This is a genomic window from Roseomonas fluvialis (assembly GCF_022846615.1).
Taxonomy (GTDB): domain Bacteria; phylum Pseudomonadota; class Alphaproteobacteria; order Acetobacterales; family Acetobacteraceae; genus Neoroseomonas; species Neoroseomonas fluvialis.
The window spans coordinates 230992-254559 of sequence record NZ_AP025637.1 but is presented as its reverse complement, the minus strand read 5'-3'; the positions used below and the strand labels follow the sequence as shown (position 1 = coordinate 254559).

At 71.4% G+C, this 23568-nt stretch carries 24 protein-coding genes; 16 read left to right on the top strand and 8 right to left on the bottom strand.

Going from position 1 to position 23568, the window contains the following annotated elements:
• Positions 1 to 123 precede the first annotated feature (123 nt).
• Positions 124 to 2208, top strand: a complete 2085-nt coding sequence (locus tag MWM08_RS01245; protein WP_244457659.1) for a hypothetical protein — start codon at positions 124 to 126, stop codon at positions 2206 to 2208.
• Between the two features lie 31 nt (positions 2209 to 2239).
• Here the strand turns inward: MWM08_RS01245 and MWM08_RS01240 are convergent, their stop codons facing one another.
• Positions 2240 to 2593, bottom strand: a complete 354-nt coding sequence (locus tag MWM08_RS01240; RefSeq protein WP_244457658.1) for an eCIS core domain-containing protein — start codon at positions 2591 to 2593, stop codon at positions 2240 to 2242.
• A gap of 128 nt (positions 2594 to 2721) precedes the next feature.
• Between MWM08_RS01240 and MWM08_RS01235 the strand changes: the two genes are divergently transcribed.
• On the top strand, positions 2722 to 3372 hold the full coding sequence (locus tag MWM08_RS01235; RefSeq protein ID WP_244457657.1) for a hypothetical protein: 651 nt from the start codon (positions 2722 to 2724) through the stop codon (positions 3370 to 3372).
• 86 nt (positions 3373 to 3458) lie between these two features.
• On the opposite strand, the gene MWM08_RS01230 is transcribed toward MWM08_RS01235, so the two are convergent.
• The 3 genes from MWM08_RS01230 to MWM08_RS01220 form a co-directional block, all read right to left on the bottom strand.
• On the bottom strand, positions 3459 to 4163 hold the full coding sequence (locus MWM08_RS01230; protein ID WP_244457656.1) for a class I SAM-dependent methyltransferase: 705 nt from the start codon (positions 4161 to 4163) through the stop codon (positions 3459 to 3461).
• A 131-nt stretch (positions 4164 to 4294) separates the two neighbouring features.
• Positions 4295 to 5170, bottom strand: coding sequence for a DMT family transporter (locus MWM08_RS01225; RefSeq protein WP_244457655.1), 876 nt, complete (start codon positions 5168 to 5170; stop codon positions 4295 to 4297).
• Positions 5171 to 5406: 236 nt separating this feature from the next.
• Complete coding sequence (locus MWM08_RS01220; protein ID WP_244457654.1) at positions 5407 to 5889, bottom strand: GcrA family cell cycle regulator; 483 nt, start codon at positions 5887 to 5889, stop codon at positions 5407 to 5409.
• A gap of 174 nt (positions 5890 to 6063) precedes the next feature.
• Here MWM08_RS01220 and MWM08_RS01215 point away from each other — a divergent pair, with 174 nt between their 5' ends.
• The 6 genes from MWM08_RS01215 (at position 6064) to MWM08_RS01190 (ending at position 11493) form a co-directional block, all read left to right on the top strand.
• A complete protein-coding gene (locus tag MWM08_RS01215; RefSeq protein ID WP_244457653.1) occupies positions 6064 to 6549 on the top strand; it encodes a winged helix-turn-helix transcriptional regulator in 486 nt (161 codons plus the stop codon).
• Positions 6542 to 7924: an MATE family efflux transporter gene (locus MWM08_RS01210; RefSeq protein WP_244457652.1), complete on the top strand. Its 1383-nt coding sequence runs from the start codon at positions 6542 to 6544 to the stop codon at positions 7922 to 7924. The genes MWM08_RS01215 and MWM08_RS01210 overlap by 8 nt, the downstream gene beginning before the upstream one ends.
• 54 nt (positions 7925 to 7978) lie before the next feature.
• The gene (locus MWM08_RS01205; RefSeq protein ID WP_244457651.1) at positions 7979 to 9637 is read left to right on the top strand and encodes a mechanosensitive ion channel family protein; all 1659 of its coding nucleotides are present in this window, start codon (positions 7979 to 7981) and stop codon (positions 9635 to 9637) included.
• 67 nt (positions 9638 to 9704) lie between these two features.
• Entirely contained in the window at positions 9705 to 10193 is a 489-nt protein-coding gene (locus MWM08_RS01200) for a YcgN family cysteine cluster protein (RefSeq protein WP_244457650.1), read from the top strand.
• Positions 10190 to 11131: a dihydrodipicolinate synthase family protein gene (locus MWM08_RS01195; RefSeq protein WP_244457649.1), complete on the top strand. Its 942-nt coding sequence runs from the start codon at positions 10190 to 10192 to the stop codon at positions 11129 to 11131. The genes MWM08_RS01200 and MWM08_RS01195 overlap by 4 nt, the downstream gene beginning before the upstream one ends.
• The gene (locus MWM08_RS01190; RefSeq protein WP_244457648.1) at positions 11128 to 11493 is read left to right on the top strand and encodes a cupin domain-containing protein; all 366 of its coding nucleotides are present in this window, start codon (positions 11128 to 11130) and stop codon (positions 11491 to 11493) included. The genes MWM08_RS01195 and MWM08_RS01190 overlap by 4 nt, the downstream gene beginning before the upstream one ends.
• Here MWM08_RS01190 and MWM08_RS01185 read toward each other — a convergent pair.
• Complete coding sequence (locus MWM08_RS01185; protein WP_244457647.1) at positions 11474 to 12367, bottom strand: DMT family transporter; 894 nt, start codon at positions 12365 to 12367, stop codon at positions 11474 to 11476. The genes MWM08_RS01190 and MWM08_RS01185 overlap by 20 nt on opposite strands.
• Positions 12368 to 12442: 75 nt before the next feature.
• Here MWM08_RS01185 and MWM08_RS01180 point away from each other — a divergent pair, with 75 nt between their 5' ends.
• From MWM08_RS01180 to MWM08_RS01165, 4 genes are read left to right on the top strand one after another with little or no spacing between them, the layout of a single operon-like run.
• Positions 12443 to 13162 carry a M48 family metallopeptidase gene (locus MWM08_RS01180; RefSeq protein WP_244457646.1) on the top strand — a complete coding sequence of 240 codons (720 nt, stop codon included), beginning with the start codon at positions 12443 to 12445 and terminating at the stop codon, positions 13160 to 13162.
• A gap of 37 nt (positions 13163 to 13199) precedes the next feature.
• The gene (locus MWM08_RS01175) at positions 13200 to 14210 is read left to right on the top strand and encodes a zinc-binding alcohol dehydrogenase family protein (protein ID WP_244457645.1); all 1011 of its coding nucleotides are present in this window, start codon (positions 13200 to 13202) and stop codon (positions 14208 to 14210) included.
• Entirely contained in the window at positions 14197 to 15033 is an 837-nt protein-coding gene (locus tag MWM08_RS01170; RefSeq protein WP_244457644.1) for an alpha/beta hydrolase, read from the top strand. The genes MWM08_RS01175 and MWM08_RS01170 overlap by 14 nt, the downstream gene beginning before the upstream one ends.
• 3 nt (positions 15034 to 15036) lie before the next feature.
• A complete protein-coding gene (locus MWM08_RS01165) occupies positions 15037 to 15408 on the top strand; it encodes a hypothetical protein (RefSeq protein WP_244457643.1) in 372 nt (123 codons plus the stop codon).
• On the opposite strand, the gene MWM08_RS01160 is transcribed toward MWM08_RS01165, so the two are convergent.
• Positions 15409 to 16242 carry a sugar phosphate isomerase/epimerase family protein gene (locus tag MWM08_RS01160; RefSeq protein WP_244457642.1) on the bottom strand — a complete coding sequence of 278 codons (834 nt, stop codon included), beginning with the start codon at positions 16240 to 16242 and terminating at the stop codon, positions 15409 to 15411. It abuts the gene before it with no gap.
• Positions 16243 to 16376: 134 nt separating this feature from the next.
• On the opposite strand from MWM08_RS01160, the gene MWM08_RS01155 reads away from it, so the two are divergent.
• The 4 genes from MWM08_RS01155 (at position 16377) to MWM08_RS01140 (ending at position 21397) form a co-directional block, all read left to right on the top strand.
• Positions 16377 to 17426: an ABC transporter substrate-binding protein gene (locus MWM08_RS01155; RefSeq protein WP_244457641.1), complete on the top strand. Its 1050-nt coding sequence runs from the start codon at positions 16377 to 16379 to the stop codon at positions 17424 to 17426.
• Position 17427: 1 nt separating this feature from the next.
• A complete protein-coding gene (locus MWM08_RS01150) occupies positions 17428 to 19131 on the top strand; it encodes an ABC transporter permease (protein WP_244457640.1) in 1704 nt (567 codons plus the stop codon).
• 1 nt (position 19132) lies between these two features.
• Positions 19133 to 20203, top strand: coding sequence for an ABC transporter ATP-binding protein (locus MWM08_RS01145; protein WP_244457639.1), 1071 nt, complete (start codon positions 19133 to 19135; stop codon positions 20201 to 20203).
• Positions 20204 to 20278: 75 nt separating this feature from the next.
• Positions 20279 to 21397: an MFS transporter gene (locus MWM08_RS01140; RefSeq protein WP_244457638.1), complete on the top strand. Its 1119-nt coding sequence runs from the start codon at positions 20279 to 20281 to the stop codon at positions 21395 to 21397.
• A gap of 143 nt (positions 21398 to 21540) precedes the next feature.
• Here MWM08_RS01140 and MWM08_RS01135 read toward each other — a convergent pair whose 3' ends face one another.
• Complete coding sequence (locus tag MWM08_RS01135; RefSeq protein ID WP_244457637.1) at positions 21541 to 22989, bottom strand: amidohydrolase family protein; 1449 nt, start codon at positions 22987 to 22989, stop codon at positions 21541 to 21543.
• Positions 22990 to 23002: 13 nt separating this feature from the next.
• Positions 23003 to 23551 (bottom strand): cytochrome P460 family protein, encoded by a 549-nt coding sequence (locus MWM08_RS01130; protein ID WP_244457636.1) that lies wholly within the window; start codon positions 23549 to 23551, stop codon positions 23003 to 23005.
• Positions 23552 to 23568 lie beyond the last annotated feature (17 nt).

The window sequence follows — 23568 nt, the reverse complement described above, 5'->3', positions numbered from 1 at the left end:
CCTTGTCTTCGCGCCCCGGGCTGTCGTCCGCGGGGCAAACGATGGTGTGGGCGCGGTCGCGCTTCGCGCTCGCGGCCTGATGCAGGCATCGGGCCGAAGGCATGATGCCGTCGAGGTATGCCCATGACCCAAACCATCGCCGGCATCGACTTCGCGCCCGTGCTGCCGCTCTGGCTGCTGGGGATCGCCGCCGCGCTGGCCGTCCTGGCATTGGTGCCGGCCGTGCTGCGGCGCGCGCGCGGCATCGTCTGGCGCGGCGTGTCCTTCGCGCTGATCCTGCTGGCGCTGGCCAATCCCCGCCTGGTCGAGGAAACCCGCGAGACCCGCCCCGACATCGCGCTGCTGGTGGTCGACCAGACCGATTCCACCACGATCGCGACGCGCACCGCGCAGATCGACGCCGCGCGGCGAGAGGTCGAGGCCCGCGCAGCCCGCCTGCCCGAACTGGAACTGCGCACCATCGAGGTGCCGGAAGGCGGCAACCAGGGCACCCGCCTGTTCGCCGCGATCGAGCGTGCGCTGGCCGAGATCCCGCGTGCGCGCCTCGCCGGCGTGATCGCACTCACCGACGGCCAGGCGCACGACATCCCCGCCGCCGCGCCCTTCGACGCCCCCTTCCACGCCCTACTGCCCGGCCGCGCGGGGCAGACAGACCGTCGCCTGCGTATCATCGAGGCGCCCGGCTTCGGCATCGTCGGCCGCACGGTCGAGATCCGCGTCGCGGTCGACGACCTCGGCGTGCCCAATGCGCAGGGTGCCGCGCGCCTGACCATCCGCCGCGACGGCGAGGCCGCGCGCAGCGAGAGCGTGCCGGTCGGGCGCGACCACCGCATCACCGTGCCGATCCAGCGCGGCGGCCCCACCGTGGTCGAGATCGAGGCCGAGCCCCGTCCCGGCGAGGTGGCGCTACGCAACAACCGCCAGGTGGTGACCATCAACGGCGTGCGCGACCGGCTGCGCGTGCTGCTGGTGAGTGGTGAACCGCATGCCGGCGAACGCACCTGGCGCCGCCTGCTCAAGGCCGACCCGAATGTGGACCTGGTCCACTTCACGATTCTCCGCCCGCCGGAGAAGGACGACCTGACGCCACTGAACGAACTCGCGCTGATCGCCTTCCCGGTGCGCGAGCTGTTCCAGGTGAAGCTGCGCGAATTCGACCTGATCGTGTTCGACCGCTTCTCCAACCGCGGCATCCTGCCGGTGGCCTACCTGCGCAACATCGCCGATTACGTGCGCGGCGGCGGCGCGCTGCTGATGTCGACCGGGCCGGAGTATTCCGGGCCGGTCTCGCTGGCGCTGACGCCGCTCGGCCAGGTGCTGCCCGCGCGCCCGGCGGGGCGGCAGAACGCGGTGGCGGAACAGGCCTTCCGCCCGCGCGTCTCGGCGCTGGGCTTCCGCCACCCGGTCACCGAGGGTCTTGTCGGCGCCAATACCGAGCAGGCCGAGGCGCAATGGGGCCGCTGGTACCGCTGGCTGCGCACCGAGGCGCGGTCCGGCAGCACCGTCATGGAAGGCCCCGACGGCGCGCCGCTGCTGGTGCTGGACCGCGTCGGCGAGGGCCGCGTCGCGCTGCTGCTGTCCGACCACATCTGGTTGTGGTCGCGCGGGCATGATGGCGGCGGCCCGCAGCAGGAGGTGCTGCGCCGCGTCGCGCATTGGCTGATGCGCGAGACCGAATTGGAAGAAGAAGACCTGACCGCGCGCATCGAAGCCGGCCGCCTGACCGTCACGCGCCGCAGCCTCGATGCCGGCCCGCCACCCGAATTCAGCATCACGGCACCGGACGGCACCATCACCCGCGCGCGGCCCGAGGAAGCCGGCGGCGGCCGCGCGACGCTGAGCGTGCCCGCGACACAGCCCGGGGTGTGGCAGGCTGGCGACGGGCGGCGCACCGCTTTCGCGGCCTCGGCGGCGGCGAACCCGCTCGAGATCGCGGACCTGCGCGCCGACCCCGAACGCCTGCGCCCGCTGCTGGCAAGCACCGGCGGCGCGGCGCGTTTCATGGGCGATGCGGCGGCGCCGGCGATCCCGGAACTCCGCCGCGTGGCGGCCGGGCGCGATGCGGCGGGCGCGGGCTGGATCGGCCTGCGCCGCAACGGGGACCACACGGTTACCGGCATCAGCGCGCTGCCGTTGCTGCCCGCCTGGCTGGCGCTCGCGCTGGTACTGGGGGCCGCGGTGATGGCCTGGCGGCGTGAGGGACGGTAGCGCCCGCGCCCTGCGCCGGCTCGCGCGGCCGTTATTCCCGGCTGTCCTGCAGGTAGGCGTTGTTGACCGGCTCGAAGTTCGGGGGCGCGGACCCTTGGCCCTGCTGGACCGTGTGGGTCAGTTCATGCGCAAGCAACCCGCGGCCCAGCAACGTCTGGGTGTTGCTGCCGAAATGAACATCGACCCCGGTCGTGAAGGCATTGGCCGACAGGATATCGCCATGCTGCAGGGCCATGCCGGGCTCCGCCGGAACGCTGTTCAGCCGCCCGGTTTCGCCGTCGGGGCGATAGACACGGACCACGGACCCCAGCTCCGTATCGCGGGGCTGCGCACCGGCAAGGTGCGCATTGCCGAGCACCGGAGGAGACGATGACGAACCGGACATGGGCGTTCTCCTGAGCACATGCTGCGTCACAGTGAACGCTCAGACGATCCACTGACGCAAGAAATGCGCGAAGCGGCCCCCGGCAATCCAGTGTTTCCGCCTGGGGGCGAAGGGGGGTAGAAGGCGGCATGAGACGAATCCTTGCCCTGCTGCCCCTGCTCGGCGTGGTGCCGCTGCCGGGGCTTCCTTTCGGCCCCGCGCCGGCGCAGGCGCAGTTCACCGGCCCGCCGCCGGCCGCCCCCGCGGCGCGGCGCGCGCCGCCACCCGCCCTGCCGGGGCTCGCGGCACGCCGCGCACCGGAGCCCATCCCGGGCGACCCGAACGCCAACCTGGCGCCGACCGCCGCGCTGTTCGACGCGATCAACCGCGGCGACCTGGCCGCGGCGCGGGACGCCGTCACGCGCGGCGCGAGCCTCGAGGAACGCAACGTGCTCGGCCTGACCGCGGTGGATGCCGCGGTCGACCAGGGGCGCAACGACATCCTGTTCTTCCTGCTCGCCGCCCGGTCGACGGCGCGCGGCCCGGCCCCGCCGGCTGAGGCATCCCTCACCGCCGCGCAGCGCGCCGCGCGCGACCGTGCCCTGCAGGCCGAGGCGGCACGGGCTGCACAGGCAGCGGCGCGCGCGCAGGGTGCGGTGGGCGGGCGCGCGGCGCCGGCGCCATCGATGCGCCCGCGCCTGTTCGCCAATGATGGCGGCACGCCGCGGCCGGAGGCGGGGTTCCTTGGCTTCGATATCGGGCGCGGCGTGGCGGCGCCGCGCGCGGCGCGACGGGGCTGACCGCAGCGACCGGGCGGGTCGCGGCCGGCCATTCCTTCGATACGTCGCCTCGGTGAGGGCAGTCGTGCCGGCGTGCGCCGGGCAGGCTATTCGGCGGCGAGTGCCTGCGGGACCGCATCCGGGTTGCGCAGCTGCACCAGCGTGAAGATACCCGCCGGCGGGCAGGCTTCCATGCGCTCGACCGTCGTCACCTCGGGGTCGAGCAGGTCGCGCAGCGCGAAATCAGGGTGCCAGCCGAGCCGGCGCGACAGCGGCGCCATGGCACGCTCGATCCACCAGCGTGGGCCGCCCTCGGCGGCGAAGTGGTTCACGAACAACAGGTGGCCGCCCGGGCGCACCACGCGCGACATTTCGATGAACAGCTTCTTGGCGTCCGGCACGACGGAGGCGGTGAACATCGCCACTGCGATGTCGAAGGACCCGTCGGCGAAGGCCATGTGCTCGGCGTCCATCTCGAGCAGGCCGCGGACATTGGCCAGCTGCTCGGCCTCGACGCGCTGCTTGGCCTTCTCGAGCATCTCGCGCGAGAGGTCGATGCCGACCACCTGCAGGTCGCGCCGGTACAGCGGCAGCGCGAGGCCGGTGCCGACGCCCACTTCCAGAACGCGCGGACCCGCCAGGCGGTTCACCGCGGCGACGGCGCGGCGCCGCCCGAAGCCGGACACGCCGCCGAAGACGGTGTCGTACACGCCGGCCCAGCGCCGATATGCCTCACGCACGCTGTCGGCATCGAGCGCTGCGCGCGCGTGCCCGCGTTCCTCGGCCCCCTTGGCCATCCCGATGTCAGCCATCGAACCCCTCATGCGCGGCGCCGAATGGGCGGCCGCGAGGACGGCGCGCCCGGTCACGGGCCCGCAAGCCGCCTCGCTAGACCAGCGGCGCCCGCGGCGCAAGCGCCGGGACTGCGCGCAGCCATTTGCCTTCAGGGCGTGGCCTTGCGGGCGCGGTCGGGCAGCGCGACCAGCAGCCCGCCCACCGCAATGACGACCATGCCCAGCAGCGTGACCAGATCGGGGTAGTCGGCAAAGACCAGCATGCCGGCCAGCACCGCCCAGATCATCTGGGTATAGGACATGGGGGCGAGCAGGCTGACCGGCGCGCGGGCGAAGGCCAGCACCATCAGCCCATGCCCCACGCCGCCCAGCACGCCGAGCAGCACCAGCACGCCCCAGCCGCCGGCCGAGGGCCAGGACCAGGCACCGGGCAGGATCGCGGAGGTGACGATGGCTGCCGCCAGGCTGGTGTGCAGGATGGTGGTGCGCGGGTCGTCGATGGAGGCCAGTTTCCGCGTCAGGATCTGGTAGACGGCGAACAGCGCGGCGGTGCCGAGCGGCAGCAGCATGGCCCAGTGCACCGGTTCGCCCGCGAACAGGAAAGGCGGGCGCAGCAGCACCAGCACGCCGAGCAGCCCGACCACCACGCCGGTCCATCGCCGCCAGCCCACGCGTTCCTTCAGCCAGACGGCGGCCAGCGCCACCGTAAGCAGCGGGGAGGCGAAGCCCACTGCCGTCGCGTCGGCGAGCGGGATGTGCACCAGCGCCACGGTGAACAGGTAGTTGCAGGCGGCCAGGATCAGGCTGCGCAACGTCTGCAGCCCCGGCGCGCGCGACCGCCAGGGTACATGGCCCGTGGCAATGCGCAGCGCGATCGTCACGGTCAGGAAGCCGAACAGGAAGCGCGCCCACATCACCTGCGGCACGGCGAAATGCGCCGTCAGCAGCTTGATGATGGTGTCCATGACGACGAAGGTCGCCAGCGCCGCGAGTTGCAGCGCGACCCCGGCGAGGCGCGATTGCATGATGGGCGCAGCATCGCTGGGTTTCGCCGCGCGCGGAAGCCGTGATGTTCCTTGCACGGTCAGGTGCTGCGTGCGGAACCTCTACGCTCTTTTTTCCAACGCCGGCACGCGTCTCCGGGTGCTTGGCTTGCCGCCGCGTGCTGTCGCACCAAGCGCATCAGCGCAGGCGGCGACGGCAAGGGCCGCGGGTCGGGGCACTGCCCCGACGCCCACCCGACGTCTGAGGGCCGAAAAAACTACGCCGCGTCTTCGCGACGATCCCGCGGCTTCACATAGGCCAGCGCCGCGTGTTCCGTGCAATACGGCTTGCCGGCCATCGGGTCGGCACCGCAGAAGCGGAAGCCCTGGGTGCCCGGCTCACCGATCGGCCAGCAGCAAGACCGCGCGCCGATGCGCGGGCGCGCGCTCGGGAAGCTACGCACCACCGGCGCGGCGCTCGCTTGCGGCGGCGGGGCGGGCGGCGGCGCCTGGCGGATCGCCGTCGGCTGCACCAGGCGCTGCATCGGCACGGGTGCGGGCCGCGGTGCGCGGGGCGCGGGGGCCGGGCGTGGCATTGCGTCGCGGCGGATCGGGCTCGGCCGGGCCGACAGGTTCAGCCGGTGCGCCTTGCCGACCACGGCATTCTTCGAAATGCCCATGCGGCGCCCGATCTCGGCCGTCGAATGGCCCTCGGCCCAGAGCGCCTTCAGGCGCTCGATCGCCTCCGTCGTCCAGTCCATGGCTTGGTCCCCCTTCTGTCCCCCGACACAACATACGGTAGGCCAAACCGCGTCGCGGACACAAGTTCTGCGATGCCCCGCGCGTGCAGTTTCCTGTGGACAAGCCGGGGGCGAAGTTTGCTTGCATTGTGCAAGCTTCCGGCGCCTGATGCCGCGGCCCGCTCCAGGATCCCCATGCCCCGTATCGACTTCGCCCGCATGCGCTGCCCCGTCGCCCGTGCCATGGCTATCCTTGGCGAGCGCTGGACCATCCTGCTGCTGCGCGAGGCCTTCGCCGGCACCACCCGCTTCGATGCCTTCGAACGCAACCTCGGCATCGCGCCCAACATCCTGTCGGCGCGGCTGGCCGCGCTGGTGCGGCACGGGTTGCTGGAACGCCGGCCGGAGGGCGGGCGCCATGCTTACCACCTGACCGATCGCGGGCGGGATGCCTTCCCGCTGTATCTCGCGATCCGCGACTGGGGGGCGCGACATTTGTCGGGGCCCGAGGGCCCGCCGACCATCATGGTGGACCTCGCGACCGGCGCGCCGGTGCCCGCGCCGGCGCCGCGGCGCGCGGATGGGTCCGCGATCCGGCCCGAGGATGTGCGCATCCTGCCCGGCCCCGGTGCGAACGAGGCGATCCGCCGCCGCTTCGGGGAGGACGCCGCACATGGCTGAGACCATCGCCGCCGCTGCGCCGCCGCCCGGGCGCGTGCGGCGCATCCTGGCGCTGGCCGCGCCCACCACGCTGCTGGCGGCGACACAGGTCGCGGCCCTGCTGATCGAACCCTGGCTGGCGGCGGGGCAGGGCACGCTGGCCCTGGCCGGCTGGGCCGTCGTGCTGCCCTTCGCGCTGCTGCTGGGGCAGATGTCGGCCGGGGCGATGGGCGGCGGCGTGGTGTCCGCCATCGCGCGCGCGCTGGGTGCGGGCAAGCGGGACGAAGCGGCCGCGCTGGCCACCCATGCGCTGGTGATCGCCTGCGCCGGGGCGGCACTGTTCGCCATCCCGCTCGCGGTGTTTCCGCGCAGCATCCTGGGGCTGATCGGGGGCGCGGAGGCGGCCGGGGCGGCCGCGGCCTATTCCGCCTGGCTGTTCGGCGCGGGGGCATTGCCGGCCTGGCTGACCAATACCCTGGCGTCGATCCTGCGCGGCGGCGGGCGGCATGCGCTGGCGGCGCGGGGCGTGATCGGCGCCTGGCTGGCCTTCCCGCCGCTGGCGTGGGTGCTGATGGAACCGCTGGGCATGGGCCTGGCCGGGGCGGGGCTGGCCTTCGCCCTGACCATGACCGGGTCGGCCGCGGTGATGGCGGCCGTCGTGATGGCGGGCGGCGCGGGCTTCACGCCGAACCTGCGCACGCCGCTGCGGGCTGCGCTGTTCCATCGCATCCTGTCGGTCGGGCTGGTCGCCTGCGCCATGGCCACCATCGCGAACCTCGCGACCATTCTGGTGACGGCGCGCATCGCGCATCATGGGGCGGCGGCGGTGGCGGGGTACGGGATTTCGGCGCGGATCGAGTTCCTGATGATCCCGCTGGCCTTCGGCGTAGGGTCGGCGCTGACCGCGCTGGTCGGGCGCGCGGTGGGGGCGGGGGATTGGGCCGAGGCGCGGCGGATCGCCTGGACCGGCGGCGCGCTGGCGTTCGGCGTGACGTCCGCGATCGCCATCCCGGTAGCGATCTTTCCCGCCGCCACCGCGGCCGCCTTCACCGACGACCCCGCGGTGCGCGCCATCGCGACGCAGGCGCTGTCCATCATCGCCTGGGCCATGCCGGGCTTCGGGATCGGCATGGCGCTGTATTTCGCGGCCATGGGAGCGGGGCGGATGGCCTGGCCGGTGGCGGCGGGGCTGTCGCGCATCGCGCTCGCGGTCGGCGGCGGCTGGGTACTGGGGGATTGGATGGGCTTCGGGCTGACCGGGCAGTTCGTGGCGGTGGCGCTCGGCATCACCGCCTATGGCGGGGTGTGCGCGGCGGCGGTGCGGCCCGGGGTCTGGCCGGGCGGTGCGGCAGCCCGGGCGCCCGCGGTCCCCGGACGGCACCCCCAGAACGGGTGATGTCACGGCACCCCGGACTGGTCTAAGCCCGGCTGACGCTGTCCGAGGCCCATCATGCGCGCCCGCCTTGCCTGCCTGCTGCTCCTGCTGCTGGTGACCGCGCTGCCGGCGGCGGCGCAGGTCCGTCTGTTGCCTGCGCTCGACACCTCGAGCCCCTACGCGACGATCCAATCCTTCACCACAGAGACGCAGCGGCTGGCGGCGTTGTTCGCGGCCTATCGCGCCAACCCGAACCACGCGACCGGGCTCGTGCTGCGTGACGCGGTGCATCGCGCCTCCGACCAGTTGCTCGACCTGACAGACGTGCCGGCCGCGACACACCGCAAGGTGGGTGCGCGGGCCCTGGCGGAGCTGGCGGACATCCTCCTGCGCCTGCCCGAGATCGCGCCGGACAGCATCCCCGGCGCGCCCGGACAGCCCCGGGGCCCGCTGCCCACGCGCTGGACCCTGCCGGGGACCGAGATCCGCATCGAACGCGTCGGCGGCGCCGACGCCCCGCCGGACTACCGCTTCTCGCGCGCATCCATCGCGCGGCTGGCCGAATTCCACGCCCAGGTGATGGACCAGCCGCCGCTGCGTCCTGCCGCCATGACGAACTGGCGCGAGGCGCAGATCCAGATGGCCGGACCGCTGTTCTCGCCCGACCTGATCGCCGGGTTGCCGGCGCCGCTGCGGCGCACGGTGCTCGAGACCCCGGTGTGGAAGATCCTGGCCTCGGCCGCGCTGATCGCCACCTCGCTGCTGGTGCCGCTGGCCTGGGGCGGGCTGGTGCGGCGTTGGGCACGCCATGCCGCGCCGCTGCGCCGCGTGCTGCGCTGGCTCAGCGTGCCGCTGGTCCTGGCGCTGTCGGTGGCGCTCGCGCATGTGATCATCGATGGCGAGGTCAACCTCAGCGGCCCGCTGTCCGATGCCGAGACGCTGAGCGCCACCTTCCTGCTGCACATCGCCGGTGCCTGGGCGGCGATCCTGGCCTGCCGCCTGGTGGCGGAGGCCATCATCGCCTCGCCGCGCGTGCCGGACGACAACTACGACGCGCATCTGCTGCGGCTGCTGGCGCGCATCGGCGGGCTGATCGCGGCGGCGACCGTGTTGGTCTATGGCGCCAATGCCATCGGCATCCCGGCGCTGGGGCTGGTGGCGGGGCTGGGTGTCGGTGGCATCGCGGTCGCGCTGGCGTCCCAGTCCACCGTCGAGAACCTGTTCGGCGGCGTGTCGATCTTCGCCGACCGGCCATTCCGCGTGGGCGACACCATCCGCTTCCAGGCCGCCAACGGGCGCGTCGAATCCATCGGGCCGCGGTCGACGCGCATCCGCGGGCCCGACGGCACGCTGACCACGGTGCCGAATGCGGACATCGCCAAGGCCCATGTCACGAACCTGTCGGTACGCAGCCGCTTCCTGTTCGACCACCGTGTGACGCTGCCGCCATCGCTCAGCGAGGCAGAGGTCGCGCGCGTCCTCGCGGCGCTGCACGCATTGCTCATGGACCACCCGATGGTCGTGAAGGACGATCGCATCCCGCGCGTTCGACTGGTGGCGTTGACGCCCGAGACGATCGAGATCCAGGTCTATGCGCATGTCGATGCCGCCGACCAGGACCGCTTCCTGGAGGTGCAGGAAGCGCTGCTGCTGCGCATCATCGAGCGGAGGCGCACCGCACAGGCGCCGGGCACTGCCGCCGCGGGCGCGGGCACGGCGATCGCGGCCGGGTAAGTCGCGCGGACCACCGGCCCGGCATTGCCGCCTTCCGTGCGCACCGCCCCCCGCGCTATAGGGGCGCGTGAGCCCCGCCCCGCCCTTCTGGCGCGCCAAGACGCTCGACGCCATGACCCGCGCCGAATGGGAGAGCCTGTGCGATGGCTGCGGGCGCTGCTGCCTGCACAAGCTGCGCGACGACGAAACCGACCGGCTGGCCTTCACCAATGTCGCGTGCCGGCTGCTGGATGCGGAGTCCTGCCGCTGCAAGGACTACGCGAACCGCAAGCGCCGCGTGCCCGACTGCGTGAAGCTGACGCCCACGCGCATCGCGGGCATCGACTGGCTGCCGCCGACCTGCGCGTACCGCCTGGTGCGCGACGGGCAGGACCTGCCCTGGTGGCACCCGCTGGTCTCCGGCCGCGCCGAGACGGTGCACGAGGCCGGTGTCTCGGTGCGCGGTCGCGTGGTGGCCGAGCGCGCGGCCGGCGATTTCGAGGATCATGTCGTGACCTGGCCTGGCCGCTGGCCGGCAGGAGCACGTCCACAGGCGAAGACAAGGAAAGCAGGATGAAGAACGCGATCTATGGCGGCGTGAACGCCGCGGTGCTGAGCGCGATGGGCCCGGACCTCGCGCCGGACCTCGACCGCATGGCGGCCCATGCGCGCTGGCTGCTCGCCAATGGCTGCAACGGCCTCGGCGTGCTGGGGACGACGGGGGAGGCGAATTCCTTCGGCCTGCACGAACGCAAGCAGATCCTGGAAGGGCTGATTTCGCGCGGCATTCCGGCGGCGAAGATGATGCCCGGGACGGGCTGCGCCTCGCTGACCGATTCCGTGGAACTGACGAAGCATGCACGCGATGCCGGCTGCCCCGGCGTGCTGATGCTGCCGCCCTTCTACTACAAGGGCCCGTCCGATGACGGGCTGTTCGCCTGGTTCAGCGAGGTTGTGCAGCGCGTGGGCGGCGGCGTCGCGATCTACTTGTACCATTTCCCGCAGCAATCGGCGGTGCCCTTCAGCCTCGACCTGATCGGGCGGCTGCTGAAGGCATTTCCGGGCGTGATCAAGGGCGTGAAGGATTCCTCGGGCGACTACGCCAACATGGCCGCGATGGTGCGCGAATTCGCTGCCGAGGGGTTCGAGGTCTATTCGGGCAGCGACGAGTTCCTGCAGCAGATCCTGGCCGAGGGTGGCGCGGGCTGCATCACCGCGGCGTCCAACGCGAACAGCCATTGGGGCGGGATCGTCTATGCGCAGCGCACCGGGCCGGAGGCGGATGCCGCGCAGGCGACGCTGACGGCCACGCGCCGCGCGGCGACCTCGGTGCCGCTCATTCCCGGCCTGCGCGAGATCATCGCGCGCAGCACCGGCGATGCCGGCTGGCGCGTGATCCGCCCGCCGCACCTGCCGCTGACGGCCGAGCAGGCGGACAAGGTCTGGGCCGCGTGGTCGGCCGCGGGCGCGATCCCGCTGCCGGGCATGGCGGCTGCGAAGGCGGCGGCGGAATGACGGCGCCCGACAACCGCAGCGCCGAAGCGCTGGATCGGCCGCCGCAGGCCGGCAAACCGCTGCGCTGCCGCGAACCTGCCATCGCCACGGTCCAGGTGGACGACGACAACGTGCGCGTGACCCGGTGGGATTTCCCGCCGGGCTCCGAGACCGGCTGGCATCGCCACGGCATGGCCTATGTCGTCGTGCCCGTGAATGACGGCGAGATGCTGCTGGAACTGCCCGGCGGCCAGACGGCGTCGGCGCAGATCAAGGCAGGCGTCGCCTATGCGCGCGCCGCCGGCGTCGAGCACAACGTGGTGAACGCGGGCGCCACGGCCTTCTCCTTCGTGGAGACGGAGCTCAAGCACCTGATCGGGTGATGCGTCGCGCGGGCAGCGTCACCAGCGCCAGCCCCGCGAAGACCAGCGCCGCCGCCGGGATGGTCAGCCATCCCGGCCTCTCGCCGAACAGCGCCCAGCCCCAGACCAGACCCGTGAGCGTGACCACGTAGCCGGTCTGCGACGTGACCACGCCGCCATGCGCGGCGAGCGACCGGAAATAGATCATGAAGGCCAGCGCCGTCGCTGCGCCCTGCAGCGCGCTGACCGCCAGGCCATCCATCGGCGGCAGGCGCAGCTGACCCATCAGCGCGGCGAAGACCGCCGCCTGCACCGTGCCCGCGGCCAGCGTACCGGTGGCGAGTGCCAGCGGCGGCGCGCCACGCGGTGCCAGCTTCACTGCCAGCAGGTTCGATGCCGCGTAGCAGACCGGCGTGAGCGCGGCGAGCACTGCCCAGGGCAGCACGCGCGGATCGGGCAGCGCAGCACCGGGGCTCATGGCGAGCAGCACGCCCGACAGGCCGAGCGCGGTGCCGACCACGCGCCGGCGCGTCATCCCCTCCAGCCCCAGCAGCGCCGCGCCCAGCACGGTCAGCATCGGCGAGAGCGGCACCAGCAGCGAGAAGAACCCCGCCGGCACGTATTGCAGCGCCGTGAACCCGACCAGGTTCGCGAGCGCCAGGCCGAACAACCCCGACACCGCATAGTGCAACAGGTGTGCGCCCGTATGCGGTACGGCGATACCGCGCGCGCGACACACCGCGAACAGGATGATCGCGCTGATGCCGCCGGCGCAGGTCGCGATCAGCAGCGGCGGCCAGCCCGCACCGGCCAGGTGCTTCACGAAGGCGGGCGTGGCGCCCCAGATCGTGCCGAGCAGCAGCAGCGGCGGCAGCGGTCGCAGCGCAGGATGCATTCAGTCACACGTCATCGCGCGCGAGCCGCTGTCAAGCGGTTGAACGCTTCATCATCGCTGCGCCATGGTGTGCGCATGGAGCCTGTCGATTCGGAAACTGTCGTGCTGCGCCCGGGTGTGTTGGGATCGGAGGTGGATTGCCCGGTGCGCTGGTGCCGGTCCTCACGCGCGCGGCGCGTCAGCCTACGCATCGATGCACGCGCCGGCGCGGTGGTGGTCACGCTGCCGATGCGCACGGCGCGGCGCGCGGGCATGTCGCTGCTGGCAACGCACGCCGCCTGGGTGATGCAGCGCCTGGCGGCGCTGGCGCCGCCGCTGCCCTTCGCGCCGGGCGTCGAGATCCCGCTGGGGGGCCGCCCGCACGTGATCCGCCACGACCCCGCCGCGCGTGGTGGTGCCTTCCTCGATGGCGCGACCATCGTGGTGTCGGGCGCGGCGGAATTCCTGCCGCGGCGCGTGCGCGACTTCCTGCGCGCCGAGGCGAAGCGCCGCATCGCCCTGCTGGCGGAAGGACACGCCGCCACGCTCGGCGTGAAGATCGCCGCCATCCGGCTGAAGGACACCAACAGCCGCTGGGGGTCCTGCGCGCCGGACGGCACGCTGGCGTTTTCCTGGCGGCTGGTCATGGCGCCGGGAGACGTGCTGGACTACGTGGTGGCGCATGAAGTCGCGCATTTGCGCGAACTGAACCATTCCCCACGCTTCTGGGCACATGTCGAGCGCCTGACGCCGAACCGCGAGAAGGCGCAGGACTGGCTGCGCGACAACGGCCCCGCCCTGCTGCGCATCGGCTGAGGCGGCGCTATATCCTCCGCATCCACGGAGGATTCCCATGAAGGCGATCGGCTTCACCAAATGCCACCCGGCCGACCACCCGGAGGCGTTGCTCGACCTCGATGTGCCCGATCCCGCGGCACCCGACGGACACGACCTGCTGGTCGAGGTGCGCGCCGTGTCGGTGAACCCCGTCGACACCAAGCGGCGGCGCAGCGAGGAACCACAGGGTGGCCCGCGCATCCTGGGCTTCGACGCCGCCGGCGTGGTGCGCGCGGTGGGGCCCGCCTGCACGCTGTTCGCCCCGGGGGAGGAGGTCTTCTACGCCGGCGTCGTCACGCGCACGGGCAGCAATGCGCAGTTGCAGCTGGTCGATGAGCGCATCGTCGGGCGCAAGCCGCGCAGCCTGACCTTCGCTGAGGCGGCGTCGCTGCCGCTGACCACCATCACGGCCTGGGAAGGGCTGTTCGACCGCATGGGCCTGCAGGAGGGCGGCGGCGCCGGCGATGCGCTGCTGGTGCTTGGCGGTGCGGGCGGCGTGGGGTCGATGGTGACGCAGCTGGCACGCCAGCGCACCGGGCTCGTGGTGGTCGCGACCGCGTCGCGGCCCGAGACGGCCGCCTGGTGCCGCGACATGGGCGCGCATCACGTGGTGGACCACCATGGCGACATCGCCGCGCAGATGAAGGCGCTGGGGCTGAAGGGCGCGCGCTATGTGTTCTCGACCAACACCACGGCGCGCAACTGGGGGCAGTTGGTCGAGGCGGTCGCGCCACAGGGGAAGATCGTGCTGATCGAATCCCAGGCGCCGATCGATGCGCGCGACCTGATGCGCAAGTCGGTGTCGCTGCATTGGGAACTGATGTTCACGCGCCCGATGTTCGGCACGCCGGACATGGTCGAACAGCACCGGCTGCTGGATGCGGTGGCGGAGCTGGTGGATCATGGGCGCATCCGCCACACCATGACGCGCAACCTCGGCCCGATGACCGCGGCACGACTGCGCGAGGCTCATGCACTGGTGGAAAGCGGCACCATGATCGGCAAGGTGGTGCTTGAAGCGATCTAGGCGCGCACTGCTCGCCGCCGGCGGCGCGCTGGCGCTGCCGGGGTGCTCGCCCGCGCGCATCGCCGCGGCGCTCACGCCGTCCGGCGGATATGTCGTGCGGCGCGACATCGCCTATGGCCCGCTGCCGCGGCACCGCGTGGATGTCTACACGCCCGAGGCCGCGGCCGCCGATACGCCCGTGGTCGTGTTCCTCCATGGCGGCGCATGGCGCAACGGATCGAAGGACACCTACGGCTTCCTGGGCGAGGCCTTCGCGTCGCGCGGGATCGCGACAGCAGTACCGAACTACCGGCTCTACCCGCAGGTGCGCTTCCCGACCTTTGTCGAGGATTGCGCGCTCGCGATGAGCTGGGCGGCAGGCGCACCCGACCTGCCAAGCGGTGCGCGCGTGCTGGCGGGACATTCGGCCGGCGCGCATATCGCCATGCTGCTCGCGCTCGACCCGCGCTGGGGCGTGGCGGCGCCGGCGGGCGTGGTGGGCATCGCCGGACCCTACGACTTCCTGCCGCTGCGGGCAGGCGGCTTCCTGGCGGACCTGTTCGGCGGCACCAACCGTGCCGAGACCCAGCCCATCACCTTCGCCGATCGTCCCGGCCCGCCGATGCTGTTGCTGCACGGTCTGGCCGACCGGACAGTGCTGCCGGAACAGAGCGAGCGCCTCGCCACCCGCCGACGCGCCGCGGGATACAGGGCGCAGGTCATCACCTATGGCGATGTGGGGCACATCGACATCATCGGATCTCTGCTGGCGCCGCTGCGGCCGGTGGCGCCGCCGGTGCTGGCGGATATCGCGGAGTTCGTCCGCAGCATGGCGGGGGATTGAGGCATGGCGCAGGGCATCGCATCGCTGCGACGCATCGTCCTGGGGTTCTGGGCGGTATCGGTTGCGACGGTCGCAGGCGCCGTGTGGCTGTCGGCGGCGACCGGGGACTGGATGTGGCTGGCGCGGTCGGGTGCGATCCTGACCGCGCTCGGCCTTCTTCTGGCGTCGCGCAAGATCCTGATCGCGCGCAACGACCTGCTGGCGCTGCTGCACGACATGGAACGCGCGGATGGTGCCGAGCGCACCGCGCGCCTGGCGTCCTTCAAGCAGCTGCAGAAGGATATCGACCGGCAGGTGCTGGAGAAGGCGGGCTTCGCGCTGCTGATCATAGGCACGCTGATCTGGGGCTTCGGCGACCTGGTCGGCCGGCTGTAGTCAGCCGGTCGCGACACCAGCGGCGCGCGCCTTGTCGACCAGGTACGCCCGGGCGGCCTGCATGTCGTCGAGCGTGCCGAAGGCGTTGGTGTAGGCGCCGCGATAGCCGCGCGATTCCAGCAGCGCGAACATGGCGCCGAAGTCGAAGTCGCCCTGGCCGGGAACCAGGTGCTCCTCGAAGCCGTTGCGCCAGCAATCGGCCAGGCGGACCTCCTTCACGCGATCCAGCGGGACGGCATCGACGAAGCCCTGCACGCCCGGCGGCAGCAGATGCGCATGGTTGGCGGTGAAGGACAGCGCGAAGGATGGCGAGTGGATCGCGTCGTAGCAGTAGCGCCATTCGTCAATGCTGCAGGCGAGGTAGTGGACCTCGGCATTGTCGGGTTCGCGGTTGAGGTTCTCGAGCAGCAGCAGCGCGCCGTGCTGCTCGGCGTGCTTGACCATGCGTGCAAGGCGGTCGCGCCCGGCTTCCATGCGCATCGGCACGTCGGCGGTGAAGTGGTAGCCGGCATGGACCACGATCCACTGCGCATCGAGCTTCGGCGCGACCTCGATATAGGCGCGCAGGTAGGCGTCGACCGCCTCGCTCAGGAAGGGCGAGTATTCGGCGACGTTCACGGCCGAGAGCGTGTGCAGCGCGATATGCACGCCATTCGCCTTCGCACGCGCGCGGATGTCGCGGCAGCGCGCATCATCGAACAGCGTCACGGCGTTGGCGCCGGTGTCGAGCTGGATATCGATGTGGCGTACCTGGTTGCGCGCGGCCCAGTCGATCGCGTCCTCAAGCTTCAGCTTGCGCCCGACATCGACGCCGATGCGGTCGATCAATGACATGGCTTCCTCCGTTCATTCTTGATGCCGGTTTACATCTCCGGGGGGCGATGGCAACGTTTCAGCGTCCAAGACCGTAGCGTATCCGCCGCGACCGTCGAAGGCGGCCGGCACCATCGCAGTTGGGAGGAAGCCGGATGTTCCTGATCGACAGGCGACAGATGCTCGCGCTCGCGGCGTGGTCCGCAGCAGCGAGCAAGGCCTACGCGCAAGCGCCCATGCACCCGCAGGAACGCGAGCTCTATGAAGCCGCGAAGCGCGAGGGCGAGATCACCTGGTACACCGGCCAGTACAGCGCCGATGCCTCCGAGGCCGCCGGGCGCGCCTTCAACGAACGCTATCCGGGCGTGCGCTGCAACGTGGTGCGCAGCACGTCACAGGTGGCCTTCCAGCGGCTGTCGCAGGACTTCCGCGCCGGCGTCGGGCAGTGCGATGTGTTCTCCTCGACCAATGGCGGGCACTACATCCAGCTGAAGCGGCAGAACCGCCTGGTGCGATTCCGCCCGGTGAATGCTGATGGGCTGCTGCCCATCCTGCGCACGCCCGACCCGGACAATTTCTTCCAGTCCTCCTTCCTCGGCATCTACCTGATGGGCCACAACACCAACCTGGTGTCGGAGGCCGAGGCGCCGAAATCCTGGACCGACGTGCTGGATCCGAAGTGGAAGGACAAGCTCGCGGTCGGGCATCCGGGCTTCAGCGGCGCGATCGGGCTCTGGGCGCTTCAGATGCGCACCATGTTCGGCCCCGACTACCTCCGCCGGTTCGAACGCAACAAGCCGCAGGTGGGGCGTTCGTCGATCGACCCTGTCACCATGATGACGGCGGGCGAGCGGTCGGTCGGCGTGGCGGTGCCCTCGGCGTCCACGTTGTTCGCGGCGTCGCGCGGCAATCCGCTGAAGCTGATCTACCCGACCGAGGGCGTCATCGCCGCGCTGTCGCCGTCGGCGATCCCGACCAATGCGCCGCACCCCAACGCGGCGAAGCTGTTCCAGGAATTCCAGACCGGCCCGGCGCTGTCCACCGCCGTTCGCCTGCTGTTCAACGAAAGCATCCGCCCCGACGTGCCGCCGCCGGAGGGCTCGCGTCCGCTCGACCAGGTGACGATGCTCGCGCCCACGCTGGAGCAGGCCGAGCGCGGCGTGCCGGAGGTGCGCGAGCAATGGCGCGAGATCTTCGGCGTCTGACGTGAGCGCATCGGCGCGGCCGGCGCGCTTCCGGCTGCTCGAACCTGTCATGCTGTTGTGGGTCGCGCTGGTCGCGGCGCTGCTGGTGCTGGTGGCCGCGCCGCTGGTGAAGATGCTGCTCATCTCCTTCGAGATGCAGGACACCGGCGAATTCACCTTCGAGAACTACCTCACCGCCTATGGCCGGCAGCGCTACATCGACGCGCTGCGCAATTCGCTGATGCTCGGCGCCCTGTCGGCCGCCATTTCCACGGTGATCGCGGTGCCGATGGCCTGGGCCGTATCGCGCACAGATATGCCGGGCAAGGGCTTCACCTGGGCGATGGTGCTGGCGGCCTTCATCATGCCGCCGTACCTCGGTGCGATCGGCTGGATCCTGCTGGCGGGGCCGAATTCCGGCTGGATCAACGTGACCTGGCGCGCACTGACCGGCGCCACCGACCCGCTGGTGAATGTCTACACCTTCACCGGCATGGCCTTCGTCATCGCGCTGCATTCCTTCCCGCTGGTGTTCATCTTCGTGAAGTCGGCTCTCGACCTGATCTCGTCGGAGATGGAGGACGCCGCGAACATCCTGGGCGGCGGCACCTGGACCACCATGCGGCGCGTCACGCTGCCGCTGGTCTGGCCGTCCATCCTGGGTGGGTTCATCCTGATCTTCCTCGAGACCATCGCGCTGTTCGGCACGCCCGCCATCATCGGCATCCCGGCGCGCATCAACGTGGTGACCACGCAGCTCTGGCAGTTCTTCGAGGACCCGGTACGGGTTGAGGTCGCGGCCGCCTATGCCATCCCGCTGCTGCTGATCACGGTGGCGATGATCGGCGTGCAGAAGCTGCTGCTGTCGCGCAAGGGCTTCGTCTCGCAGACCGGCAAGGGCGGGGAACGCCGCCAGGTGAAGCTCGGTCCCTGGCGCTGGGTGCTGTTCGGCTGGTGCCTGCTGGTGGGGCTGCTGGCGGTCATCAAGCCGCTGACGGTGCTGCTGCAGGCCTCCTTCGCGAAGGCCTGGGGGCGTGGCTTCTCGCTGGATAACCTGACGCTGCGCAACTACCGCTTCCTGTTATTCGAGCACGACGTGGCCCCGCAGGCGACGTGGAACACGGTCTGGTTCTCGGCGGCTTCGGCCACCATGGCGATCGTGCTGGCGCTGCTGGTCGCCTACATCGTGGTACGCCGTCTGATGCGCTTCGCGGATGTGCTGGGCTTCATCGCCATGGCGCCCTTCGTCATCCCGGGCATCGTCATGGCGATCGGCTTCTACGCCGCCTATGCCGGGCCGCCGCTGTCGCTGTACGGCTCGGCGCTGCTCATCATCCTGGCCTTCACCGCGCGCTTCCTGCCGATTGCCTACGCCAATTCCCAGGCGGCGATCCGCGCGGTGCATCCGGAGATGGAGGAAGCCGCGCGCATCCTTGGTTCCGGCCGCTTGCATGCCATCCTGCGCATCACCGCGCCGCTGCTGAAGACGTCACTGCTGGGTGGCTGGCTGGTCGTGTTCATCGTCGCCTCGCGCGAACTCTCGGCGGCGATCTTCCTGGTCGGGCCGCGGACGCGCACCATGTCGGTGCTGCTGTACGACCTCAGCGAGCAGGGCAATTTCGAGGTCGTCTCCGCTTTCGGCGGCATCCTGCTGGTCATCACCATGGTCATCGTCGGCATCGGCATGAAGCTGGTCGGCCGCGACTTCATGCTGCGGAGGGAATAGCGTGCCGCGCCTCACGCTGACCGGCCTCACCAAGGCCTATGGCAAGCTGACCGTCGTCGATCGCGTGGACCTCACGCTGCAGGAAGGCGAGTTCGTCTCACTGCTCGGCCCCTCGGGCTGCGGCAAGACCACCACGCTGCGCATGATCGCGGGGTTCGTGGATCCGACCGGCGGTTCGATATCCGTCGATGGCACCGTACTGTCGGCACCCGGCGCGGTGGTGCCGCCGGAACGCCGCGGCATGTCGATGATCTTCCAGTCCTACGCGATATGGCCGAACATGACGGTCGAGCAGAACGTCGCCTTCGGGCTGGAACTGCGGAAGCTGCCGCGCGAGGAGGTGAAACGCCGCGTCGGCGAAATCTTAGAGATCGTGCAACTCGGCAAGCTCGCGCATCGCTACCCCGCCGAATTGTCGGGCGGGCAGCAGCAGCGCGTGGCACTGGCGCGCGCCATCGTGGTGAAGCCCTCGGTCCTGCTGCTCGACGAACCGCTGTCCAATCTCGACGCCAATCTGCGCGAGGAGATGCGCTTCGAGATCCGCCGCCTGCACGACGAATTCCGCATCACCACCGTCTATGTCACGCACGACCAGGCCGAGGCGATGGCCACATCGGACCGGATCGCGGTGATGAATGCGGGGCGCATTGAACAGGTCGATGCACCGCACCTGCTCTACACGCGCCCACGCACGCGCTTCGTGGCCGGCTTCGTCGGCCGCACCAACATGCTGGAGGCGCGCATCGAGGGCGGCGACCTGCTGCTGGACGGCGTCAACCTCGGCGCCGCCGCGCGCGCCGGCATCGCGCCGGATGTCACGGGCGCCGTGCTGGTCTCGCTGCGCCCGCAAGCCATGGCGATCCTGGCCGAGGAACCGCCTGCCGATGACGGGCTGCTGCTGCGCGCGACCATCGCCGAGCGGACCTACCTGGGCGAGGCCTGGGACTACGTGCTGGCGCCCGAGGGCACCGCGCTGCGCCTGCGCGCCGCCGCACCGCCGCTGGAGGCACATGATGTCGGCGCGCGGGTCTGGCTGCGCATCGACCCACGCCAGGTGGCGGTGGTCGAGTAGCAGCACCACGCGACACGAAAGCGCGATAGCATCGTGCCGCGCGGCCCTCGCATGCCGCGCGACATCGGAGACCGCGTGCCGCTTCTCGCCCTCGCCTTCCTCGCCTTCGTGGGCCTCGGCCTGCCGGATCCGTTGCCGGGCACGCTCTGGCCGGAGCTGCGGCCGCACTACGCGCAACCGCATGGCGCGCTCGGCCTGGTGCTGGCGGCGATGGCGACGGGCTACCTCACGGCCAGCATCCTCGCCGGGCGCGCCATGCAGGCGCTGGGCATCGGCGCGCTACTGGCCGCGAGCATCGCCGCCACCGCGGCCGCCGCGCTGGGCCAGGCATTCGCCCCGCCGTGGCTGGCCTTCGTCGCGCTGGCGATGCTGGCGGGGTTCGGCAGCGGCGCGGTGGATGCGGCGCTCAACACCTTCGCCGCGCTGCGCTTCGCGCCGCGCCACCTGAACTGGCTGCATGCGTGCTGGGGGCTCGGCGCCACGCTGGGGCCGGGGCTGGCGACGGCGCTGCTCGCGATCGGCGCCGGCTGGCAGGCAGGCTATGCGGCGGTGGGCGTGGTGCTGGCGGTGCTGGCGGTTGCCTTCGCCGCCACGCGCGCACGCTGGCAGGACGGCGCCGGCGCGGATGCACCGCCGCTGCCGGCGCTGTCGGCGTTGCGGCAGCCGATGGTGCGGCGGCTGATCGTGGTGTTCTTTCTGCTGGCGGGCGTGGAGGCCAGCGCAGGGCAGTGGGCCGCGACGGTGCTCGTGGAATCGCGCGGCGCCACGCCCGCGATCGCCGCGGGGGCCTCGACGCTGTTCTGGGCGGCGCTGGCGCTCGGGCGGGTGGCGATGGGGGTGGTGGTGGACCGCATCGGCGCGGACCGCCTGGTGCGCATCGCGGCACCGGTCGCGGCGGTCGCGGCGCTGGGCTTCGCGCTGGCGCCGCGTGGCCTCGACCTGGTGGCGCTGGCGGTGTTGGCGGTCGCACTCTCGCCGCTGTTCCCGACGCTGGTCGCACGCACGCCGGCGCGGCTTGGCGCAGCCACCGCCATGCACGCGGTGGGTTTCCAGGTGGCGGCGGCGACGGTCGGCGTGGCGGTGCTGCCAGGCGTGATCGGTTTGGCGGTGCAGGCCTTCGGCGCAGGCGTGGCGCCGCTGCTGGTCGCGGCGCTGACGGCCGTGCTGGCGGTGCAGGTGCGGCGACTGGCGTAGGACGCGGCGGACGGCGCGGCCGGACGCGCGCGTGTCGTACGCTCCCGTAAAGAGGCGTCCGACCGGCGATGGCTCTAGGTGGTCCCGACCGACCCTGATCGCGGCTGCGACCCGCAGGCCCGCAACCAGCCGGTCGCGCGCCGTCAGTGCATCGGCAGCGCCAGGGGCGAGATCTCGTCCCCGCTGCGGCCGCGATAGTCGCGCCCACGCGCATCGCGCAGCATCTTTGCCTGGCTTTCGGCCAGGATGCCCGCGGCCTCGGCCACGTTGAGCCGCGTCGGCTTGCCGTTCGCGAAGACCGTCTCGCCGCCGACCAGCACGCGCTTCACGGCGCGGTCGGCGGCGTGGAACAGCAGCGCGCGCAGCGGATCGCGCGGCGGGTTCATCAGCGGATGCGCCAGGTCCACCAGCACGACATCCGCCGCCGCGCCCTTCTCGATGCGGCCGAGGTCGGGCCGGCCGAGTGCAGCCGCCCCACCCGCCGTCGCGGCATGGAAGACGCTGCCGGTATCCGCCGCCGCCACGTCCCGAACCGCGTTGCGCGCCAGGATGATGGCGAGGCGCATCTCCTCGATCAAATTGTGCGGCGCGCAGTCGGTGCCGAAGCCCATGTTCACGCCGCGCGCGCGGTACTTGCCGAAGTGCTTCAGATGCTCGCCATAGCGCGCGAAGGGGGTTGGGCAGTGCGCGACGGTGGCGCCGCTGTCGGCCACAAGGCCGATATCCTTCGCGGTATGCCAGCCGATCGACGCATGCTCGTCCACGAAGATCGCGTGGCCCAGGATGGAGCGCGGCGTCAGCAACCCGATCGATTCCGCCCATTGGATCGGCGTGGTGCCGTGGCGGCGGATCATCTCGCGCACCTCGACCACGGCCTGCGCGATGTGGGTGGTGAAGCCGCGGCCGGTCTCCCCGGCATAGGCGATGGCTTCGCGCAGCATGTCTTCCTCGACCGTGTCGATCTGGGCGGGGAAGACGATGCCGTGCAGCCTCCCGGAATTGTCGGCATCAGCCTCCTTCATCACCTGCTTGGCGGCGTCGAATTGGGTGCGGGCGTTCTCGCGGTTCCACATGTACGTGACCGTCTGCGGCGCCGACATGCCCCAATGCGCGGCGGCGAAGCCGGGTCCGGCCCAGACGCGCAGGCCGCTCTCGCGCATGATGGGCAGCCAGTCGGGAAACGGCGGGGAGAGATCGACCACGCTGGTCACGCCGGCCGACATCAGTTCAGCATAAGCCAGCCGCATCGCCGCCGCCTGGCCGGCCTGGTCGATGCGGAAGGCCTGCAGGCGTTCGAACAACCCGGTCATCTGCTGTTCGGGCACGCCATGATCCTCGCGCACACCACGCGAAGCCGGTTCGGTCGTCGGGTGGGTATGGATGTTCACCAGCCCCGGCATGACCAGCAGGCGCGTGCCATCCACCACCTCCGCAGCCGGTGGCGGAGGCGCGTCGGGATCGTGCCGCGCGATGGCGGCGATGCGCCCACCCTCGATCAGCACGTCCATGCCGCGCGCATAGGCGTGGCGCTTGGCGGGCGCGTCCCACACCACCGCCCAGGCGGCGTCGCGGATCAGCACAGGTGCAGTCATGGCGTGGCGTCCTTCAACGCGAGCGGTTCGCGTAGTCCCAGGTGGAAAACGAAAAATCCTGCTGCGCGCGCGCCTGCAGGTGGCAGGTGAAGCAGGCGTTCAGCGGGCGTTCGGCGCGTGCGCCGGTCCGCGGGTCGAACACGGCGTATTCCCATTCGCCGTTGCGCTGGTCGGGGCCGTAGCCCTCGCCCCAGCCGCGTTCCTTCTGCTGCGCGGCGATCGCGATGAAGGCGGGTTCGGGGATCAGGCGTCCGTTGCCGTCGCGCAGCACCTCGCCCGCCGCATCCACGCGCGCGCGCTGGTCGGCCATGACGGCCAGCGTGCCATAGGGCAGCGGCTGGCCGGCCTGCAGCGCGGCGAAGGCCTCCGGGTTCACGTACATGTTGCGGATGATCTTGCGGTCCGGCCGGTCGACCGTGGTGTAGCGGATGAAGCGCGCCTGCCAGTCCGCCGGCAGCGCGATGTTGTGCGCGCCTGGCGCATAGGGCTGCGTCTGCGCCAGCGCAGCGGTGCCGAGCGCGGTCGCCACCGCGAAGGCCGCAAGGAATGCGGGACGTGTCATCGACCGTTCTCCCAGTC

Excerpts from the sequence above, each read along its gene's own strand:
- MWM08_RS01245 (WP_244457659.1), top strand. The coding sequence starts at position 124 with ATGACCCAAACCATCGCCGGCATCGACTTCGCGCCCGTGCTGCCGCTC.
- MWM08_RS01240 (WP_244457658.1), bottom strand. The coding sequence starts at position 2,593 with ATGTCCGGTTCGTCATCGTCTCCTCCGGTGCTCGGCAATGCGCACCTT.
- MWM08_RS01235 (WP_244457657.1), top strand. The coding sequence starts at position 2,722 with ATGAGACGAATCCTTGCCCTGCTGCCCCTGCTCGGCGTGGTGCCGCTG.
- MWM08_RS01230 (WP_244457656.1), bottom strand. The coding sequence starts at position 4,163 with ATGGCTGACATCGGGATGGCCAAGGGGGCCGAGGAACGCGGGCACGCG.
- MWM08_RS01225 (WP_244457655.1), bottom strand. The coding sequence starts at position 5,170 with ATGCAATCGCGCCTCGCCGGGGTCGCGCTGCAACTCGCGGCGCTGGCG.
- MWM08_RS01220 (WP_244457654.1), bottom strand. The coding sequence starts at position 5,889 with ATGGACTGGACGACGGAGGCGATCGAGCGCCTGAAGGCGCTCTGGGCC.
- MWM08_RS01215 (WP_244457653.1), top strand. The coding sequence starts at position 6,064 with ATGCCCCGTATCGACTTCGCCCGCATGCGCTGCCCCGTCGCCCGTGCC.
- MWM08_RS01210 (WP_244457652.1), top strand. The coding sequence starts at position 6,542 with ATGGCTGAGACCATCGCCGCCGCTGCGCCGCCGCCCGGGCGCGTGCGG.
- MWM08_RS01205 (WP_244457651.1), top strand. The coding sequence starts at position 7,979 with ATGCGCGCCCGCCTTGCCTGCCTGCTGCTCCTGCTGCTGGTGACCGCG.
- MWM08_RS01195 (WP_244457649.1), top strand. The coding sequence starts at position 10,190 with ATGAAGAACGCGATCTATGGCGGCGTGAACGCCGCGGTGCTGAGCGCG.
- MWM08_RS01190 (WP_244457648.1), top strand. The coding sequence starts at position 11,128 with ATGACGGCGCCCGACAACCGCAGCGCCGAAGCGCTGGATCGGCCGCCG.
- MWM08_RS01185 (WP_244457647.1), bottom strand. The coding sequence starts at position 12,367 with ATGCATCCTGCGCTGCGACCGCTGCCGCCGCTGCTGCTGCTCGGCACG.
- MWM08_RS01180 (WP_244457646.1), top strand. The coding sequence starts at position 12,443 with ATGGAGCCTGTCGATTCGGAAACTGTCGTGCTGCGCCCGGGTGTGTTG.
- MWM08_RS01175 (WP_244457645.1), top strand. The coding sequence starts at position 13,200 with ATGAAGGCGATCGGCTTCACCAAATGCCACCCGGCCGACCACCCGGAG.
- MWM08_RS01165 (WP_244457643.1), top strand. The coding sequence starts at position 15,037 with ATGGCGCAGGGCATCGCATCGCTGCGACGCATCGTCCTGGGGTTCTGG.
- MWM08_RS01160 (WP_244457642.1), bottom strand. The coding sequence starts at position 16,242 with ATGTCATTGATCGACCGCATCGGCGTCGATGTCGGGCGCAAGCTGAAG.
- MWM08_RS01155 (WP_244457641.1), top strand. The coding sequence starts at position 16,377 with ATGTTCCTGATCGACAGGCGACAGATGCTCGCGCTCGCGGCGTGGTCC.
- MWM08_RS01135 (WP_244457637.1), bottom strand. The coding sequence starts at position 22,989 with ATGACTGCACCTGTGCTGATCCGCGACGCCGCCTGGGCGGTGGTGTGG.
- MWM08_RS01130 (WP_244457636.1), bottom strand. The coding sequence starts at position 23,551 with ATGACACGTCCCGCATTCCTTGCGGCCTTCGCGGTGGCGACCGCGCTC.